Here is a 17,737-nt window from a genome sequence, read left to right as displayed (position 1 = left end):
CTTCATGTCCCGCATCCTGACCGGCATCCAAAGCACGGGCCGCCCTCATTTGGGCAACCTGCTTGGCGCCATCCTCCCGGCCGTCGAGCTGTCGAAGAACACGGCCAACGAATCGTTGTATTTCATTGCCGACCTGCACTCCCTCACCACCGTGCGCGACGCCGAAACGCTGCGCCAGAACACGTACGCTGTAGCGGCCGCGTGGCTGGCCTGCGGCTTCGATACCGACAAAAACCTGTTCTATCGCCAGTCGGACGTGCCGCAGGTGACGGAGCTGACTTGGTACCTGAGCTGCTTTGCGCCCTACCCGATGCTGGCCAACGCCCACTCGTTCAAGGACAAGTCGGATAGGCTTTCCGACGTGAATGCCGGCCTGTTCACGTATCCGGTGCTGATGGCGGCCGACATTCTGCTCTACGACGCGGACATAGTGCCCGTGGGCAAAGACCAGATTCAGCACCTGGAAATCACGCGCGACATTGCCTCGGCGTTCAACAACCGCTACGGCGACACCTTTGTGCTGCCCCAGGCCCGCGTAGACGAGCAGCTCATGACCATTCCCGGCCTCGACGGGCAGAAGATGAGCAAGAGCTACGGCAACATCATCGACATTTTCCAGGATGACAAAGCCCTGCTCAAAACCATCCGCAGCATCGTGTCGGACAGCACGCCGCTGGAGGCACCCAAAAACCCCGATACCGATACCACCTTCAAGCTGTTCTCGCTGCTGGCTACGCCCGCGCAAACCGCCGAAATGCGCCAGAATTACCTGAACGGCAACTACGGCTACGGCCACGCCAAAACGGCCCTCTTCGAGCTGATCCGGGAGCGTTTCGCCACGGAGCGGGAACAGTTCAACTTCTATAGCCAAAACCTGCCCGAAGTAGACCGCAAGCTGGCCGAAGGTGCCCGCAAAGCCCAGGCCTACGGCACCGAAGTGCTGAACAAGGTGCGCGAAAAAGTAGGCTACCTGCGACGCTAAGCGGCAAAGCACAAACGTCTGTCATCCTAAGCGCAGCGAAGGACCTTATCACGCCTGAACGATTCTGTTCAATAAGATAAGGTCTTTCGCTGCGCTTAGGATGACAGCCGTTTTATGTGCGGGCAACTCAATAAATCAGCCCGTCGATGCTGGGGTGGCGCTGCTCGTTGGAGAAGCTGAAGCCGACTTTACTGCCGCGGCTGACCTGCTGGTTTTCCAGCTTCTGCTTCACCGATATTTTCTGGATGTCATTGAGCGGCGGTGCTATCAGGTCGTTGTTGACGGCGGCTACCATGGCACTTTCCACGAACAGCTTGAGCCCATCGGGCGTCACGGCATTGTCCGACATATCGTTGTCGGGTAGTTCCAACTGCTGCACACCTTCCAGAAAGTAGTGGTTGTCGATGTTGATGAGCAAACGACCTACCAAGTAGCCGGGGTCATTGAGACGCTGATACTTAATGCTGTCGGCCATAAAGTTGTAGGCCATGATGTGGCCGAAAAAGCGGCGACGGAAGTCCTCTTCCACATACTTCGTGTCCATGGGCCCGTAGTCGTCGGGAAAGGTGACGATGTTGGAGTGCATCACAAACACGAGAAGGTCGCCGGAGAAACGGATATGAAACTCCATTTCATTTACGGGCCGGTACTCGATAATTACGGTCGAATCGACGGGGGTAATGCGCCGGCTCAGCTCCACCACCAACTCCTGCGATACAGTACGGAGCGTATCAAACGTAGCCAAGGTATTCCGGTAAATGGCCTGTTTGGCCGAGGACTTCTGCTTGAGGCCTTCAAAAATCAGATCGAGGCGGTCGGTGGGGTTGGCGCCGGGCGTACCGGGAGCGTTGGTTGCCGTGTTCTTCGTGTTGGGTGCCCCGCTCCCCGAACTGGCCGCGGCAGCCGATGGTGTGGGGGACGAGTGGGCAGTATGCGCCGGGGAGGTGGCGGCGGAAGCGGCAGAGGTAGGCTGGGTGTCGGCCATTGGAAGAACAGGTACGGGAGCGGGCAGGCGGGCTGCGCGCCGGGTGAATAGCCGCCCGGAAGCGGCCAGTATAGTGCTGGTATCTACGCAAGGTAACGGCCGTCGAGTTTCGGTAGTCTGGGATTGGCCAAAACTTTACCGCTGTCGAAGACCAAAGCCAGAAGGCCCTACCGGGGCAGCAGAGGAGGCGCAGTCACCGCCGCTGCCACTGGCCACCCCGGGCTACGAAAGGCCACGGTACGCAACCCTGGATGCGGAAATTCCGGCTGCGCTGGCAGCAACATAGCTTGCGCCGACTCTTGCCGCAGAGCATCCCCAACGGTGCGCACGGCACCTGCTGGCACGGCCCGCCGCTCCAGTTCAGCCAGCAGGTCGGTACTGCTTATTTCGGCAATTCGTTCGCGCAAGAGCTGCTCCAGCGTGGTGCGGTGTGTCACGCGGGCGGGGTTGGTCCGAAAGCGGGCATCGACGGCCCAAGTGGGGCGCTCCAGCACGTCGCACAGCTGCTGAAACTGCCGGTCGGCACCCACAGCCAGCAACAGGCGCACGCCATCAGCAGCTTTATACACCGTACCATAGGGCACAATGCTGGGGTGGCCGGAGCCCAGCGGCTGCGGGTCGTGGCCCGTGACGAGGAAGGTAGCGGCTTGGTTGGCCAAAGAGGCCAGCGCACTATCCAGCAAACTTACTTCCACTAGCGCACCTTGGCTGGTTCGCTCACGCCGGTACAGCGCGGTTAGTAAGCCCTCCTTAAGTTGATGCGCGGTGAGCAAGTCCATAAGAGCCACCGGCATCTTTTGGGGCTCGGCAGCCGGGCCAGCGGCATTAAGGTGCATGAACCCGGTTTCGGCCTGTAGCACGGCATCATAGCCGGCGCGGGCCGTGTGTGGGCCATAGCCCGTGATGTGCCCGTAGAGCAGCCGCGGATTGTGGGCCGATAACGTTCCGTAGTCTGCGCCCAGCTTCTCGGCGTCGCCGGGCTTGTAGCTGGCTAGCACGATGTCGGTTTCGAGGGCCAGGCGGTGCAGTTCGGCGCGGCCAGAGGGCGTTGTCAGGTCTAGCACCCGGCTTTGCTTGCCCCAATTAGCACAGGAAAAATACGCCGTGACGGTGGTATCAGGAGCTTCGGCGGCCGTGCGCCAGGTGCGGGTCACATCGCCGGTTGGGCCTTCAATTTTGAGGACTTCGGCCCCCAACTCGGCAAAAAACTGCCCCACCTGCGGGCCGGCCAGCACGGAAGCCAGTTCCAGCACACGGAGGCCGTGAAACGGCAAATCGGAAGAGGAAGTAGCAGACATAGGCCTGCAAGAAAGGCAAACCCGCCGAACTGCTGCTCCTGCATCCTTACACGCTACTCCTAACCCGGTGGCAGATGCATTTCACCCAGCGACTGTTCCCAGCCGGGCAAATACCGGGAACACCACCTGCCGCTCGCCCGGTCCCCACAGGCTGGTTAGCTCTTCGGCGATGCTTAGAACTGGGTCGTGGCCGTGCTGCTTTTGGTACTTCACCACGCTAGACCAGGTGCGCAGGTAGTTGAGGAACCACGCCGCCGACCATTGCCGGGCTACCGGAAAACGGGCCTGCGCTGCATCCGCAAACGGAAACGGTAGCCGGGCATATTCGTCGTCGATGTGCCAGCGGTTCTCGTCCCAGTAAGGGCGCATAGTATCGGCGTAGAATGTGCGGATAAGTGCATCCTGCGGATCATTGTGCAGCTGCACGAGGCCGTAGCCCCACTCGGCTACCACGCCGCCGGGCCGCACTACGCGGCGCACTTCCCGGTTAAAACCATCTATATCAAACCAATGCACGGCCTGCCCCACAGTAATCAGGTCGAAGGAGGCTGGCGCGAACGGCGTATGCTCCGCTGCCGACTTCTGGTACGTGACGTTGGGCAGCGGCGGGGCCTGCGCCAGTTGCGCCGCACTGATGTCCGTGGCTTCTACCTGGGCGAAGTGTCTGGCCAGTTCAGCGGCCACCTGCCCGTTGCCGGTGGCGCAGTCCCAGGCCCGCTCCCGGCCCGGCACATGGGGCAGTAGCCAGGCATACAGTTCCGGTGGGTAGTCGATGCGGTAGCGGGCATAGAGGTCGGCCTGGGCGGAGAATCGGTCAAGCATAGTGGGGTGTCATTGTTGGGCGTTGGTACTGGGCAGCTGCCGGCACGGCATAACTACCCGTACCTTTGCCTGCATATACGGCCGGCTGCCCCTAACAATCTAGCCCCTTACCAATATATGCCCATGTCTCATCCAATCCAGACCGGCCTGCTCGCCTACGGCATGTCGGGACGTATTTTTCATGCGCCCTTCTTGGCCACGAGCCCTCACTTTCAGCTGCGGGCAGTGGTTGAACGCAGCCGCAAGCAGGCTACCGAGTTGTATCCTGATATCCTGAGCTTGGGTAGCGTGGCGGAGCTACTGGCCGACCCGGAAATTGAGTTGGTGGTAGTGAATACGCCTAACGGCACGCACTTCGAGCTGGCCAGGCAGGCATTGCAGGCCGGGAAGCACGTGCTCATCGAAAAGCCTGTGGCCACCACCGTTGCGGAGCTGGATGAGCTTCTGCAACTGGCTCACGAGCGGCAGCTGCATGTGTTCGGCTACCAGAACCGGCGTTGGGACTCCGACTTTCAACTGGTACGGCAGGTGGTAGAAAGCGGACAGCTGGGGCAGCTTACGGAGGTGCATTTCCGCTTCGACCGGTACAAGGCGGCACTCAACGCCAAGGCGTTCAAGGAAGACCCCGCCACGCCCGGCAGCGGCCTCAGCTTCGACCTGGGCCCGCACGTGCTGGACCAAGCCCTGAGCCTGTTCGGGGAACCGGCGCAAGTACACAAAACGCTGGCCAGCCACCGCCCCGGTTCCCGCGTCGACGACTATTTTCATCTGCACCTTTCCTACCCCGGCGGCCTGAACGTGTTTGTAACTGGCAGCCTACTCACAGCTGCCCCCGTGCCCGCCTATGTGCTGCACGGCACCCACGGCAGCTTTCAACTGCAGCGCACGGACGTGCAGGAAACCCAGCTCGACCAGGGACTGCTGCCCACCGATGCCGCCTACGGGCATGATCCGGCCGGCTCGGCAGGGGCAATAACAGTAGTGGCAGAAAACGGCGAAAAAACCGTGACCTACCTCTCCACACCACAAGGCAACTACCCAGCTTTATTCGAGGCAGTGTATCAGGCACTACGCCACGACAGGCCGTATCCTGTCCGGGCTGAGGAACTACGCTGGCAACTACAGGCGCTGGAGCAGTAGTAAGGTTGGTTGGCGCAAGCGGAAGAAGCTATTCTGCCGTGGTAACAGCCAGAATCGGGTGTCCGAGTGCCTTCATAGCCGCTTTGATCGGGCCCCAGTCCGGGTCAGCGCCTTGCGTAGAGGCCACTACTGCTTCGCCGGGCCCAAGTTGGTCTACCAGGAAGTGGTGCTCGGTAAGCAGGCTGCGAATAGAAATCAGGCCTTGCTCTTCTATCGACTCGGGCAATTGCAGGTGGTAGCGTACGAGTTGGGAGCTGTTGGCGGCGAAATCAGTAGACATGACGATGGGGCGGATGGTATAACAGTACGTACGTAGCTGGTGAAGTATGTGACGTAGCAGTCCGCTTTTACCTGCTGTGTTTTTTGGCAGCTTCGTTTACTTCTTCTCCGGTAGCCTGGCTGGCAGCAACGTTCATTTGCCAAACCGGCCTCGGTCCACGAGCTGCCTATCTTACACTCGCACAGCGCACAAGTTGCCCGCGCAACTGCCCTGATCTGCCGAGGCATAGCCGCGCGAAATCCTTCTATCTTTGTTGTAAGACTATATACTGCCGCAAGCTGACCAGGAAACCAAGGTCAGCCATTCACCATTTAACTCGCTGAACCTTGACGTTTCACGAATTCAACCTCCACGACGACCTGCTGGCCGGCGTGGACGCCATGAACTACCAGAATGCCACGCCCATTCAGGAGCAGGCCATTCCCAAAATTCTCGAAGGCAAAGACCTGATTGCCTGCGCCCAGACCGGCACCGGCAAAACCGCCGCCTACCTGCTGCCGCTGCTCGACAAGATTTCCCATGCCAAGCACGGCACCACCTCCACGCTGGTGCTGGTACCCACCCGCGAGCTAGCCACCCAGATTGACGAGCAGGTGACAGGCTTCGGCTACTTCGTGGAAGCCAGTTCCATTGCCATCTATGGCGGCGGCAAGAGCGAAGGCTGGGAGCAGCAGAAACGTGCCCTCACCTCCGGCGCCGACATCATCATTGCCACGCCCGGCCGCCTGATTGCGCACATGCAGATGGGCTACGTGAAGTTTGAGGACCTGAAGTATCTGGTGCTTGACGAGGCCGATAAGATGATGGACATGGGCTTCTCCGATGACATCCTCAACATCGTGCGCCAGCTGCCGAAAGAGCGTCAGACGCTGCTGTTCTCGGCCACCATGCCCAGTAAAATCCGCGACTTTTCGCAGCAGCTGCTCAAGAACCCGGAGGAAATCCGGCTGGCCGTATCCAAGCCCGCCGCCGGCATCGACCAGCAGTTCTACATGGCTTTCGACCGCCAGAAGATCTACCTGCTCGAGCACATCATCAAAACCCAGGACGTGCAGAGCATGGTGCTCTTTACGAGTCAGAAAGCGGCCGTGGGCGGTATCGTGCGCGCCATCAACAAGCTCGGCATCGAGGCCCGGGGCATCAGCTCCGACCGGACGCAGGAGGAACGCGAGGAAATCATGCGGGCCTTCAAGAACAAGCAGTTTCCGATTCTGGTAGCCACCGACGTACTCAGCCGCGGCATCGACATCGACTCGCTGAGCCACGTGGTGAACTACGACATCCCGCGCGCCGCCGAGGACTACGTGCACCGCATTGGGCGCACGGCCCGGGCGGCCACCAAAGGCACGGCCATCACCTTCATTTCCGACCAAGACCAGGACCGGGTACTGAAGATTGAAAAGCTGATTGAGCGCGAAGTAGAAAAGCAGAGCATCACGGAAGCTATGGGCTTAGGCGAAGCACCCGAGTTTGACCCGAAACGCTTTAGCGGGCTGCGCGGCAAGATTGGCGGCCGGCCAGAGCGCGGCGGCCGTTCCGGCGGCAATAGTGGCAGCCATGACCGGGGCCCGCGCTCCGAAGGTGGCGGCCGCAGCGGTGGCCGCGAGGGAAACCGCCCCAGCCGCGGCGACGGCAAGCCCGACGCCGACCAGCAGGCGCGTATTGCCAAAGCCCAGGCCGCTCTAGCTGCTTTGGATTCCGGCCAGGCCCCCGCGCAGCCCTACCAGCGCCCACCCCGCGAAGACCGCCCCGAAGGCAGCGAAAGCCGCCCCCGCCGGGAGCCTCGCGCCCCGCGCCCGGAAGGCGAAGCCCGCCCGCCACGGGAGCCACGTGCTCCACGCCCCGTAGGAGAGCAGCCGGAAGGAACTGAGCCGCGGGCCGAAGGCGAAAAAACCGAAGGTCAGCGCCGGCGCAAGCGGGGCGGCCGCAACCGCTCCGGCCGTGGCCCACGGCCCGAAGGAGATGCAGCAGCCACCGAAAGCCCGGTTCCAGCGGCACCCAGCGCCGAGTAAGTAAGACAATAAGCAGAAAGTCCCTGTTATACCAGTAACAGGGACTTTCTGCTTATTGTCTGTAGTGCGAGGCTCACGGTGCTAGTTGCATGTACGCCTCTATCTGCTCATCTGTCACTCTCCACTCCTGGCCTTTCGCTTCGTGCATATAAGCGAGTCCGCACAATTCTAGAGTAGAATACCCTATCAACTGTATACCAGCTTTCCGGGCGACCCACCAGTCGTGTTCTTTGTCAAAGGAAACCTGATAGCCCTTTTCCTGCAGCACATGGTAAGCCGGCGCAAGAACATTACCTGCGGCAGCTAATTCGGACATAGGATTAGTGAATTCATAGTACCTGTCCCAGCCCAAACAGCAGCGTAAACACCAACGTCGTCAGGGCCATTTGCTTTAGCAGCGGGTCTAGTTGCATCGAGTCTTGGCGCTGCCATACGGCGCGGGCGTTGCGCAGCAGCAGCGGCGCGGCTAGCAGAAACAGCCACTGCCACGGCGAATGATACGTGAGGGCCACATACACCACCGCGCACCCGAAGCCCAGCAGCAGCAACAGCCAGTGGTAGCGGCGCGCCCGCACCGGCCCCAGCCGCACTGGAATCGTGATTTTGCCGGCCAGTTCATCGGAGCGGATGTCGCGGATGTTGTTGACGTTGAGCACGGCCGTAGCGAAGAAGCCCAACGCGGCAGCAGGTAGCAGCACTGTCAGCGGTAGGGCGCGGGTTTGCAGAAAATACGTGCCGCACACGCCTACTATCCCGAAGAAGAGGAACACCGACACGTCGCCGAGGCCAGCATAGCCATAGGGCTTAGAGCCCGCCGTATAGTTCACAGCCGCCCAGATGGCCGATAAGCCCAGCACGAAGAAGGTGGCAAAAATCCAGACGCCGCCCGTGCCTAGCGCCACCCACAGCAAAGTCAGCCCGCTGAGCAGCGACAGAAGACCGAACACGCCCATACCTTTTTTCATCTGTTGCGGCGTGATGGCCCCACTCTGCACGGCACGCTGCGGCCCTTCGCGGTGCACACTGTCGGCGCCGTTCTGCGAGTCGCCGTAGTCGTTGGCGAGGTTGCTCAGAATTTGAAGCAGAATAGTGGTAAGTGCGGCCAGCGCTACTACATCACCCCGAAATTGGCCGTGGCTGGCGGCCAGAAATCCGCCGGCCATGATGCTGGCCAGCGCCAGCGGCAGAGTACGCGGCCGAAACGCAGAAAGCCAAGCTTTGGCAGAAAATACAGGAGCAGTTGGGGTGGCAGGAGAAGATGCCATAAAAACAGAGAATAAGCCGTCAGCGGCGTTCTGACCTTCGCAGGCAAGCTCGTCCGGGCGGTAAAGTTACGGACTAAGCCGGCTCAATAGCGGCAATACGCACGGCCGTCAGCTCCGAAAAATGGCCCACCACGAGGTCAGCCAAGTGCAAGTCCTGCAGCAACGAATGCTCACTGCGGTAGCCGATGCAGTAGATACCGGCTGCTTTTGCCGCCGCCACGCCGTTGGTAGAGTCCTCAATCACGACGCACTGCTGCCGGGGCGCGCCAGACAGTACGGCAGCGTGCTCGAAAATGGCTGGATCGGGCTTGGAACGCGGGAAATCTTCGCCACTGACGAGGTGGGAGAAGTAAGGGCCCAGCGCAAAGCGCCGCATCACTCTATCAATGGTAGAGCGCGACGCGGAGGAGGCCAGCACCAGTTGCATGCCGTGCTGATGCAGATCCTCAATCAGATGGCGCACACCGCCCAGCAGTTCCAGGTCGGGTTTCTCGTCGAAGGCGCGGTTGAAAAACTCACGTTTTCCCATCACCAGATCAGGCACTGGATGCTCCAGCCCGTGCTTGTCTTTGAGATGCTGGTAGACGTTTTTGGTAGAACGGCCCGTGAATTCGGCATACTCATCGTCGGACACGCGGATGCCCAGTTCGTCGAAATGACGGTAGTACGCGTACCGGTGTACAGGTTCGGTATCGACAATGACGCCGTCCATGTCGAAAATAACGGTGCGTATCATGCGGTGCAGTGTGGTTTTCACAGGCGAAGGTAGAGAAACCCACTGCTTACGGCAGCAAAAGCCACGGCCTGCTATGGATGTAGTGCTGTCAGCACATTCGTAGCAGGCCGGAGCAAAATCAGTTAACTCTATTTCTGGACAGCCGCTACCAGCTCTTCGCTCATGGGCTTCACTTTGGAGGGATAAAACGCCACCACGTGGCCCTGCTCATCTACCAGGTACTTGCAGAAATTCCAGCTCGGTGCCTCTCCTACCGCACCGTTCCGCGACTTATCGGCGAGGAATTTATACAGTGGCGCCGTGTCTTCGCCCTTCACCGATACTTTGCTGAACAGCGGAAACGTCACGCCGTAGTTCTTTTCGCAGAAAGTGGAAATCTGCTCGTTGGTACCCGGCTCCTGCCCTCCAAAGTTGTTGGCTGGGAAGCCCAGCACTGTCACTTTGCTGCCGTACTTCCTGTACAGCTCCTCCAGTTCTTTGTACTGTGGTGTGTAGCCACACTCCGAGGCCGTGTTTACAATGAGGAGCTTCTTACCTTTGTACTGGCTCAACTTCACCGGCTTGCCATTAATGTCGTTGACGGTAAAATCGTAGACGGTGCCCGTCGCGGGGGTTGATGTTTCGGTCATGGTGGGAATGCTGGAAAGGTGGGAGAAAGACAGACCGCTGGCCAGCAGCGTGCCCAAAATCACAAAGGCTTTCATAGGAAGAGAAGTAAACAAAACCGAAACGCACAGACTTCGGGTGGGGCAATGTAGCACCGAAGCCCGGTGTTGCGTCAAACCATAGTAGCAGCAGAATGTTGGGTGGCTACTCCTGCGGCTGCTCTAAAAATTGCCGGAATTTTATACAACCTGACACGACAATACCCGAAAAGGACCTACTTTCGGCAATTGGCGACCTTCACTACATACCACACTGCTCATGCGTAGGACTCTCTATTCGGTCATTACCGGAACAGGCAGTTATATTCCTTCCCGCGTTGTTCGCAACGCAGATTTCATTGACACCTCTTTCTTCGATGCCGATGGGCAGCCGCTCACCAAGCCCGGCGCCGAGATTGTAGAGCGTTTCGCCCAAATCACCGACATCCAGGAAAGGCGCTATGCCGAAGACGACCAAGTAGCCTCTGATCTGGCGTTTCTGGCCGCGCAGAACTTGTTTCAGTCGTGCGACGCCGACCCCGAGCAACTGGACTACATTTTGGTGGCGCACAATTTCGGTGACGTTTCCATCAGCAACCGCCGTTCCGATTTTGTACCGTCGCTGGCGGCCCGCGTCAAGCACAAGCTGGGCATCGAAAACCCCAAAACCATTGCCTACGACCTGCCCTTTGGCTGCCCCGGCTGGCTGCAAGGCATCATTCAGGCCGATTATTATCTACGCTCCGGCGACGCCAAGCGGGTGCTGGTGATTGGGGCCGAAACCCTTTCCCGCGTCTGCGACCCACACGACCGGGACAGCATGATCTATGCCGATGGCGCCGGCGCCGTGCTACTGGAAGCCCGGGAAAGCGACACGCCCATTGGTATTCTGGCCCACGGCTCCCGCTCCGATACGGTGCAGGCAGCTCACCTGCTGCGCATGGACAAATCGTACAACCCGGCGTATGTAGGCGACGAGCTATTCCTGAAAATGGAAGGCCGCAAGCTCTACGAGTATGCGCTCAAAACCGTACCGCAGGCCATAAAAGACACGCTGGAGAAAGCAGAGCTACCCATCGAAAACATGCGTAAGCTGCTCATTCACCAGGCCAACGGCAAAATGGACGAGGCCATTCTTAAGCGCCTGTACGGCCTCTACGACCAGGCCACCATACCGGCCGGCGTGATGCCCATGACTATTTCCTGGCTCGGCAACTCGTCGGTAGCAACGCTCCCTACCCTGCTGGACCTGATTCTGAAGCACCAGCTTCCTGACAACGGCATTGTGCCCGGCGACAACCTTGTGTTTGCCTCCGTGGGGGCCGGCATGAACTGTAATGCTGTAGTGTACCGCATTCCGGCTGAGTAGAGTAGACTCAAACCACTGTCATCCTGAGCGTGCGAAGGACCTATCCAAACGTGATAAGGTTCTTCGCACGCTCAGGATGACGGCTTTTCTGTCCCTATGCTAGCTATTATGTAGTGCGAGGCGTCAGCCATTTTTCCAGGCTCACTGGTTGGTAAGCCAGCATTTCGTCGAGCAGGGCGTGCGGCGCGGGGTGGCTCAGGAGTTGGTTGCGGTTTTCCTGGCGCAACAGGCCTTCGTCGGCCATGTGGTCGAGGGCGCGGAGCAGGTGGTCGTAGTAGCCGGCCACGTTGAGCACGCCGATGGGCTTTTTGTGCAGCCCCAGCTGGCCCCAGGTCAGCACCTCAAATAGCTCTTCCAGCGTGCCGTAGCCGCCGGGCATAGCCACGAAGCCTTCGGCCAGATCGGCCATTAGCAGCTTCCGCTCGTGCATGCTTTTCACGATATGCAGCTCCGTAAGTCCGGTATGGGCCAGCTCCTTATCGGCCAGAAAATCGGGAATTACCCCGATAACCTTGCCTCCCTGCTGCATCACGGCATCGGCAATAGTGCCCATCAGGCCCACACGGCCGCCGCCATACACCAGCGTAAACTCCCGCTCGGCCAGCGCCTGTCCCAGGGCTACTGCCTGCTGGGTAAACAATTCGTTGGTGCCGCTGCTGGCACCGCAATACACGGCTACGCTTTTCATAAGCAAACCGGACTTGGCTAGAGGCCTTGTCCGTCATTAGTAACAAAAGAAAAAACAGCAGCAACGCCAACTGCTGGCGCTGCTGCTGCACTACACACAAAAGTATTTCCGCCCGCGCAGGGTGCGGGGCTGGCTTACATCCGTTCGGGCACCTGGATGCCAAGCAAACCCATGCTGGCTTTGATTGTCTGGCCGGTCTGGGCCGAAAGGGCCACGTAGAATGCGCGGGTAGCTTCGTTGGGTTCCAGAAAAATTCTCACTTCCGCGTAGAAGCGGTTGTAGGCCCGGGCCACGTCATAGGCGTACTGTGCTACCACGGCCGGCGAGAACGTGCGGGCGGCCTCCTGTACCACGCTCTGGTAGCGGCCCAGTTCCTGCACCATCTCCCGGGCCGAAGCTGGCAACTCCGTCAGGGCGCTGGTATCTGCGTCAGCCGGAATACCCATTTCGGCGGCTTTGCGCATGATGGCGGCAATCCGGGCGTGCGAGTACTGAATGAACGGCCCCGTGTCGCCTTCCAACTTCACCGACTCTTCGGGGTTGAAGAGCATGCGCTTCTTGGGGTCTACCTTCAGCAGGTAGTACTTGAGTGCGCCCAGGCCCAGCATGTGGTAAAGCTGGTTGAGCTCGTCGTCGGAGAGGCCTTCGGTTTTGCCTTTTTCGAGGGTGGCGGCTTTGGCAGCTTCCACTACTTCGCGCACCAGCTCGTCGGCGTCTACTACGGTGCCTTCGCGGCTTTTCATCTTGCCCGAGGGCAGGTCTACCATGCCGTAGCTGAGGTGGTAGATGGCGTCGGCGTAGGGCTTGCCCAGCTTTTTCAGTACTGCCTTCAGCACCTGCATGTGGTAGTTTTGCTCGTCGGCAATGACATACACGCTCAGGTCGTAGCCAAAGTCCTGGTACTTCAACTCGGCCGTGCCTAGGTCTTGGGTGATATAGACGGAGGTGCCGTCGGCGCGGAGCAGGAGCTTCTCGTCGAGGCCTTCCTCTTTCAGGTCTACCCACACCGAGCCGTCTTCCTTCTTGAAGAATACGCCTTTATGCAAGCCTTCCTCTACCCGCTCTTTGCCCAGCAAGTACGTACCCGACTCGTAGTAATACTTGTCGAAATCAACGCCGATGTTTGTATAAGTGGCGTCAAAGCCCTCGTACACCCAGCCATTCATCTGGCGCCAGAGGCTCACTACTTCCTCATCGTTGGCTTCCCAGGCGCGCAGCATGTCCTGGGCTTCCAGCATCATCGGGGCCTGGCGCTTGGCTACGTCGGGCAGTACGCCTTCGGCTTCGAGTTGCTTCACCTGCTCGCGGTAGTGCTTTTCAAACAGCACGTAGTACTTGCCGGCCAGATGGTCGCCTTTGATGCCAGCGCTCTGTGGGGTTTCGCCGTGGCCATACTGCTGGTAGGCCAGCATGGATTTGCAGATGTGGATGCCCCGGTCGTTGACGAGGTTGGCCTTCGTGACGGTGGCCCCGGTGGCCTGCAGAATCTCGGCCACCGAGTAGCCGAGGAAGTTGTTGCGCAGATGGCCCAGGTGTAGGGGTTTGTTGGTATTCGGCGACGAATACTCGACCACCACGTTCTGCGGGCCACCGGTTGGGATGGGCGTGCCCGCGGGCGTCTGGCGGAGCTTCTCGAATACTCGCACCCACTGAGCATCGGCAATTTCGAGGTTGAGGAAGCCCTTCACCACGTTGTAGCCCGATATCAATGGTTCATTGGCTACCAGCCACTCCCCTACGGCCTGTCCAATCTGCTCGGGGCCTTTGCCCAAGGCTTTGGTGAAGGGGAACGTCACGAGTGTAAACTGCCCCGCGAATTCTTTGCGCGTGGGTTGCAGCGTGAGTTGAGCGGCGGGCACCTCGGTGCCAAATACGTTCTGGATAGCTGCCCCGAGGGCCGCTTTGAGAGTAGTTTCGAGTTGTTGCACGGAAAGCAGAATGCTGAGAGTGAAGCCGGATACAGGCTTCGGAAATACGACGATTTAGGGCAGAATCAGCGGGAGGGCGTAAGCGTCTGGCGGGCTGGTGTAGCAATGGGCCTGCTACGGAAGCAGACCGGCCCACCAGCGCCTAGCCGAAGCCTACGCTACATTCGTCGCAAGAGAAGCTGCCAAAAAACCGGGTTCATAAGCACTTAGCGCCGCTGCCACGCCGGGCCGCTGCGGCCACAAAGGTAGAAACCCCGACCGGAAGCCCCGCACCCTGCTTCATTTTCCTGCTCTGCGTAACACCATCTGCACCTGCCGGGGGTTGCCACGCGTGATAACCGGGTAAGACACATCATTCATGAACAGCAGCTGGCCGTTCAGCAGAATGCGGGCCTGCACAGCGTACGTGTTGCTTTCCTGAATACGGGCAGGATTGTAGGTAAGCGCAAACGAGAGCGGAACCTGCTGCCCGTTAGGCCGAATGGTCACCGAATCAATAATAGTAGCCGCTACGTCCTGCCTCGACACATCCTGCAGCTGCAGTTGTACTATAGCCGCCGCGGGCAGGGCCATCCGCTCCCGATAGGCCAGCGTCCCCGTTACGGTATCCCGGGGCACAGTCATTGGCTGCGAAGCCTCGGCCGCAGAAGCTCCAGCGCTGCTGGTAGCGGAGGGACTAGCAGTGCAGGCTGCTAGCAGCACAGGCACACAGAAGGCAGAAAGCAGACGGATTTTCATGACAGAGCAGCAAACGGATACACACGCAACAGGTAGCTACGAATGTATCCGGTTTTTGCTATTCTGCAAGTGGCAATACGGCAGGGCCTGGCTATTTCGTTTGGGCTATTTAGCGGCTCACCACTTCCTCCATGCGCAGCCGGTTCTGGATGGCATCAGTAGCGGCTTCCAGAATGTCGAAGGCATTGGTGGCCATGGTGTTCATGTTATCGAGAGTGGGGTTGATTTCCACCATCTCGAAGCACACTACCCGGTCATTATCAAGCAGGGCGCGGCATAGGCTAATGGCTTCTTCCACATTCAGGCCGGCCTCTACGGGGGTGCCGGTGCCTTTAGAAAAGCGCGAGTCCAGCGAGTCCACATCAAAGCTGATGTAGACCATGTCGCAGAAGCGCAACCGCTCATAAATCTCGCGGGCTACCTGGCGGGTGCCTTTGGCCTTCACCTCGTCGAGCTTGTAGTTTTTGATGCCCAGCCGCTCAATAATGGCATTTTCTTCGGCCTCCGTATCGCGCACCACCACATAAATGAGGTGCTCGGGCGCGATTTTCGGACCCGGCTCACCTAGGTTTTTTAGTTTCTGCCAGAAAAACTCGGTTTCGGGTTCCGGCTGGTTGCGCTGGCACTCGCGGTTATCATCGCCGAGGCTGATGGCCAGCGGCATGCCGTGCATGTTGCCGGAAGGCGTAGTGTAGGGCGAGTGAATGTCGGCGTGCGCATCTACCCACACCACGCCCAGCGTCTTGTGCGGATAGGCCGCCTTAATACCCGCAATGGTGGCGGAGGCGTTGCTATGGTCGCCGGCCAGCACCAGCGGAAACTCGCCGAAACGGAGCGTCTGCTCCACGGTGCTGGCAATGCCTTTCTGCACCGTATAAATAGAATCGATGTGCTTGGCCTTCGGAAAATGGTTTTTTTCGAAGAGCACGTGGTTCAGATCCGGCACGTTCACCGAGTTGAACCGACGGAAGTAGTCGGACCCTTTGTTGAGGCAGGCAACTTTCAGGGCATCTACGCCCATACTGGCACCACGGGTCCCGGCTCCGAGCTCGGAGCGGACCTCCAGAAGCTTAATGCGTCGCATATTACATTGGCAGGAAAAGGGTTAGAGTGGTTCTGATGCTTGCCGATTGAGCGGGTGGGAGTTCCTCTCAGGCTTGACGCGCACGGACCCTCCGGCGCAACCAACGAACAAAGCACAACCAAAACCCCCGCGAGGGGGTATCTTTGCGGGCACTAAGTTCGGCAAAAGCTCAACCAGTTGAAAATATCCTGTCATCCGGAGTGTGCGAAGGACCTTGTCACGACAGAACAAGTCGTTGTTCTGTCGTGACAAGGTCCTTCGCACACTCCGGATGACAGGCCTTTTAACTCATCTCCCCACACCTTCCCGTCAATGGATACCTACCACGACCTGATTTCCCAGACGTTCGATTTCCCTACCGATGAGTTCCAGGTGGAGCAACACGAGTTGCGTTTCCACGACATCGACCTGATGGCGCTGGTCAAGAAGCATGGCACGCCGCTGCGCCTCACGTATCTGCCCAAAATCAGCTCCCAGATCCAGCGGGCTAAGCAATGGTTCCAGACCGGCATCGACAAAATCGGGTATCAGGGCAAATATTCCTATGCGTACTGCACCAAGGCTTCGCACTTCAGCTTTGTGGTGGAAGAAGCGCTGAAGAACGGCGTGCACATCGAAACGTCGTCGTGGTTTGATACCAGTATCATCCGGGCCATGCACGCCAAAGGCAAGGTGGCCAAAGACACGTACATCATCTGCAACGGCTTCAAAACCGAAGAGTATAAGCGCGAAATCACCAGCCTCATCAACGAAGGCTTTGTGAACTGCATGCCCATTCTGGACTCGCCGAATGAGGTAGACTACTACCACGACAACGTGCGCGAAAAGTGCAACGTGGGCATGCGCCTGGCTTCCGACGAGGAGCCGCGCTTCCAGTTCTACACTTCGCGCCTGGGCATCCGCTACGCCGACGCCATTCCGCTCTACCAGGAGCGCATCCAGAATGATCCGCGTTTCGAGCTGACGATGCTGCACTATTTCATTAACACGGGTATCAAAGACACGTCCTATTACTGGTCGGAATTGAGCCGCTTCGTGCACAAATACTGCGAGCTGCGCAAAGTGTGTCCTACCCTCACCACCATTGACATCGGGGGTGGCCTGCCCATTCAGACCAGCATTCAGAAGGAGTACGACTACCCGTACATGATTGAGGAAGTGCTGCGCACCATCCAGCGCATCTGTGCTGAGGAAGGCGTGCCGGAGCCGGACATTTTCACTGAGTTCGGTATTTTCACAGTGGGCGAGTCGGGCGCTACGATTTACAGCATTCTGGACGAGAAGCTGCAGAACGACAAGGAGCTGTGGTACATGATTGACGGCTCATTCATCACGAACCTGCCCGATACCTGGGCCCTGAACCAGCGCTTTATCATGCTGGCACTCAACGGCTGGAACAAGCAATACAAGAAGATTCAGCTCGGCGGCCTCACCTGCGACTCGCAGGATTACTACAACGCCGAAAAGCACATTTACCAGGTGTTTCTGCCAGAGCGCAAGCCCGCCAAAGACACCGAGCCGCTGTATGTGGGCTTCTTCCATACCGGCGCGTACCAGGAAAGTCTTTCGGGCTACGGCGGTATCAAACATTGCCTGATTCCGGCGCCTAAGCACGTTATTCTCGACCGCGCCGAAGATGGCACGCTCACCGACTATGTATTTGCTGAAAAGCAAACCGGCGAGTCGATGATGCGCATTCTAGGCTATCAGGAATAGATTCTGCATATTTCCGGGCGGCGTGGTTGGACGGGCCGCCCGGAAATTGT

Annotated in this window: 17 protein-coding genes; 5 read left to right on the top strand and 12 right to left on the bottom strand. The window is 58.9% G+C overall.

Features of this window, described 5'->3' with window-relative positions:
• The first annotated feature begins 4 nt into the window (after positions 1–4).
• Positions 5–982, top strand: coding sequence for a tryptophan--tRNA ligase (gene trpS, locus H4317_RS06470; RefSeq protein WP_185889315.1), 978 nt, complete (start codon positions 5–7; stop codon positions 980–982).
• Between the two features lie 127 nt (positions 983–1,109).
• On the opposite strand, the gene H4317_RS06465 is transcribed toward trpS, so the two are convergent.
• From H4317_RS06465 to H4317_RS06455, 3 genes are all read right to left on the bottom strand, one after another.
• On the bottom strand, positions 1,110–1,967 hold the full coding sequence (locus tag H4317_RS06465; RefSeq protein ID WP_260625843.1) for a hypothetical protein: 858 nt from the start codon (positions 1,965–1,967) through the stop codon (positions 1,110–1,112).
• Between the two features lie 167 nt (positions 1,968–2,134).
• Positions 2,135–3,265, bottom strand: coding sequence for a CaiB/BaiF CoA transferase family protein (locus H4317_RS06460; protein WP_185889314.1), 1,131 nt, complete (start codon positions 3,263–3,265; stop codon positions 2,135–2,137).
• Between the two features lie 81 nt (positions 3,266–3,346).
• A complete protein-coding gene (locus H4317_RS06455; RefSeq protein WP_185889313.1) occupies positions 3,347–4,087 on the bottom strand; it encodes a class I SAM-dependent methyltransferase in 741 nt (246 codons plus the stop codon).
• A 123-nt stretch (positions 4,088–4,210) separates the two neighbouring features.
• On the opposite strand from H4317_RS06455, the gene H4317_RS06450 reads away from it, so the two are divergent.
• Positions 4,211–5,227, top strand: coding sequence for a Gfo/Idh/MocA family protein (locus tag H4317_RS06450; RefSeq protein WP_185889312.1), 1,017 nt, complete (start codon positions 4,211–4,213; stop codon positions 5,225–5,227).
• A gap of 28 nt (positions 5,228–5,255) precedes the next feature.
• Here the strand turns inward: H4317_RS06450 and H4317_RS06445 are convergent, their stop codons facing one another.
• Positions 5,256–5,507, bottom strand: coding sequence for a hypothetical protein (locus H4317_RS06445; RefSeq protein WP_185889311.1), 252 nt, complete (start codon positions 5,505–5,507; stop codon positions 5,256–5,258).
• A gap of 326 nt (positions 5,508–5,833) precedes the next feature.
• Here H4317_RS06445 and H4317_RS06440 point away from each other — a divergent pair, with 326 nt between their 5' ends.
• On the top strand, positions 5,834–7,519 hold the full coding sequence (locus H4317_RS06440; protein WP_432805908.1) for a DEAD/DEAH box helicase: 1,686 nt from the start codon (positions 5,834–5,836) through the stop codon (positions 7,517–7,519).
• Between the two features lie 73 nt (positions 7,520–7,592).
• On the opposite strand, the gene H4317_RS06435 is transcribed toward H4317_RS06440, so the two are convergent.
• The 4 genes from H4317_RS06435 to H4317_RS06420 all read right to left on the bottom strand — a co-directional run bounded on the left by H4317_RS06435 (position 7,593) and on the right by H4317_RS06420 (position 10,224).
• Positions 7,593–7,835 carry a hypothetical protein gene (locus H4317_RS06435; RefSeq protein WP_185889310.1) on the bottom strand — a complete coding sequence of 81 codons (243 nt, stop codon included), beginning with the start codon at positions 7,833–7,835 and terminating at the stop codon, positions 7,593–7,595.
• 13 nt (positions 7,836–7,848) lie between these two features.
• On the bottom strand, positions 7,849–8,784 hold the full coding sequence (locus H4317_RS06430) for a 1,4-dihydroxy-2-naphthoate polyprenyltransferase (RefSeq protein ID WP_185889309.1): 936 nt from the start codon (positions 8,782–8,784) through the stop codon (positions 7,849–7,851).
• Between the two features lie 73 nt (positions 8,785–8,857).
• Positions 8,858–9,541: an HAD family hydrolase gene (locus H4317_RS06425; RefSeq protein ID WP_260625841.1), complete on the bottom strand. Its 684-nt coding sequence runs from the start codon at positions 9,539–9,541 to the stop codon at positions 8,858–8,860.
• Positions 9,542–9,648: 107 nt separating this feature from the next.
• Positions 9,649–10,224 (bottom strand): glutathione peroxidase, encoded by a 576-nt coding sequence (locus tag H4317_RS06420; protein ID WP_185889308.1) that lies wholly within the window; start codon positions 10,222–10,224, stop codon positions 9,649–9,651.
• Between the two features lie 220 nt (positions 10,225–10,444).
• Here H4317_RS06420 and H4317_RS06415 point away from each other — a divergent pair, with 220 nt between their 5' ends.
• On the top strand, positions 10,445–11,533 hold the full coding sequence (locus H4317_RS06415) for a 3-oxoacyl-ACP synthase III family protein (protein WP_185889307.1): 1,089 nt from the start codon (positions 10,445–10,447) through the stop codon (positions 11,531–11,533).
• A gap of 106 nt (positions 11,534–11,639) precedes the next feature.
• On the opposite strand, the gene H4317_RS06410 is transcribed toward H4317_RS06415, so the two are convergent.
• From H4317_RS06410 to rocF, 4 genes are all read right to left on the bottom strand, one after another.
• Positions 11,640–12,221 carry an LOG family protein gene (locus tag H4317_RS06410; protein ID WP_185889306.1) on the bottom strand — a complete coding sequence of 194 codons (582 nt, stop codon included), beginning with the start codon at positions 12,219–12,221 and terminating at the stop codon, positions 11,640–11,642.
• 134 nt (positions 12,222–12,355) lie between these two features.
• Positions 12,356–14,149 carry an arginine--tRNA ligase gene (argS, locus tag H4317_RS06405; protein ID WP_185889305.1) on the bottom strand — a complete coding sequence of 598 codons (1,794 nt, stop codon included), beginning with the start codon at positions 14,147–14,149 and terminating at the stop codon, positions 12,356–12,358.
• 279 nt (positions 14,150–14,428) lie between these two features.
• Positions 14,429–14,887: a YbaY family lipoprotein gene (locus tag H4317_RS06400; protein WP_185889304.1), complete on the bottom strand. Its 459-nt coding sequence runs from the start codon at positions 14,885–14,887 to the stop codon at positions 14,429–14,431.
• Positions 14,888–14,996: 109 nt separating this feature from the next.
• Entirely contained in the window at positions 14,997–15,971 is a 975-nt protein-coding gene (gene rocF, locus H4317_RS06395; RefSeq protein ID WP_185889303.1) for an arginase, read from the bottom strand.
• 312 nt (positions 15,972–16,283) lie between these two features.
• Between rocF and H4317_RS06390 the strand changes: the two genes are divergently transcribed.
• A complete protein-coding gene (locus H4317_RS06390; protein ID WP_185889302.1) occupies positions 16,284–17,687 on the top strand; it encodes a type III PLP-dependent enzyme domain-containing protein in 1,404 nt (467 codons plus the stop codon).
• The last annotated feature ends 50 nt before the right edge of the window (positions 17,688–17,737 follow it).

This window comes from Hymenobacter sediminicola (assembly GCF_014250515.1).
Taxonomy (GTDB): Bacteria; Bacteroidota; Bacteroidia; order Cytophagales; family Hymenobacteraceae; genus Hymenobacter; species Hymenobacter sediminicola.
The sequence above is the reverse complement of the archived record's forward strand: the minus strand, read 5'-3'. Positions and strand labels throughout refer to the sequence as shown.

Excerpts from the sequence above, each read along its gene's own strand:
- H4317_RS06450 (WP_185889312.1), top strand. The coding sequence starts at position 4,211 with ATGTCTCATCCAATCCAGACCGGCCTGCTCGCCTACGGCATGTCGGGA.
- H4317_RS06465 (WP_260625843.1), bottom strand. The coding sequence starts at position 1,967 with ATGGCCGACACCCAGCCTACCTCTGCCGCTTCCGCCGCCACCTCCCCG.
- H4317_RS06445 (WP_185889311.1), bottom strand. The coding sequence starts at position 5,507 with ATGTCTACTGATTTCGCCGCCAACAGCTCCCAACTCGTACGCTACCAC.
- H4317_RS06435 (WP_185889310.1), bottom strand. The coding sequence starts at position 7,835 with ATGTCCGAATTAGCTGCCGCAGGTAATGTTCTTGCGCCGGCTTACCAT.
- H4317_RS06430 (WP_185889309.1), bottom strand. The coding sequence starts at position 8,784 with ATGGCATCTTCTCCTGCCACCCCAACTGCTCCTGTATTTTCTGCCAAA.
- H4317_RS06455 (WP_185889313.1), bottom strand. The coding sequence starts at position 4,087 with ATGCTTGACCGATTCTCCGCCCAGGCCGACCTCTATGCCCGCTACCGC.
- H4317_RS06410 (WP_185889306.1), bottom strand. The coding sequence starts at position 12,221 with ATGAAAAGCGTAGCCGTGTATTGCGGTGCCAGCAGCGGCACCAACGAA.
- H4317_RS06390 (WP_185889302.1), top strand. The coding sequence starts at position 16,284 with ATGGATACCTACCACGACCTGATTTCCCAGACGTTCGATTTCCCTACC.
- trpS (WP_185889315.1), top strand. The coding sequence starts at position 5 with ATGTCCCGCATCCTGACCGGCATCCAAAGCACGGGCCGCCCTCATTTG.
- H4317_RS06400 (WP_185889304.1), bottom strand. The coding sequence starts at position 14,887 with ATGAAAATCCGTCTGCTTTCTGCCTTCTGTGTGCCTGTGCTGCTAGCA.
- rocF (WP_185889303.1), bottom strand. The coding sequence starts at position 15,971 with ATGCGACGCATTAAGCTTCTGGAGGTCCGCTCCGAGCTCGGAGCCGGG.
- H4317_RS06460 (WP_185889314.1), bottom strand. The coding sequence starts at position 3,265 with ATGTCTGCTACTTCCTCTTCCGATTTGCCGTTTCACGGCCTCCGTGTG.
- H4317_RS06415 (WP_185889307.1), top strand. The coding sequence starts at position 10,445 with ATGCGTAGGACTCTCTATTCGGTCATTACCGGAACAGGCAGTTATATT.
- H4317_RS06420 (WP_185889308.1), bottom strand. The coding sequence starts at position 10,224 with ATGAAAGCCTTTGTGATTTTGGGCACGCTGCTGGCCAGCGGTCTGTCT.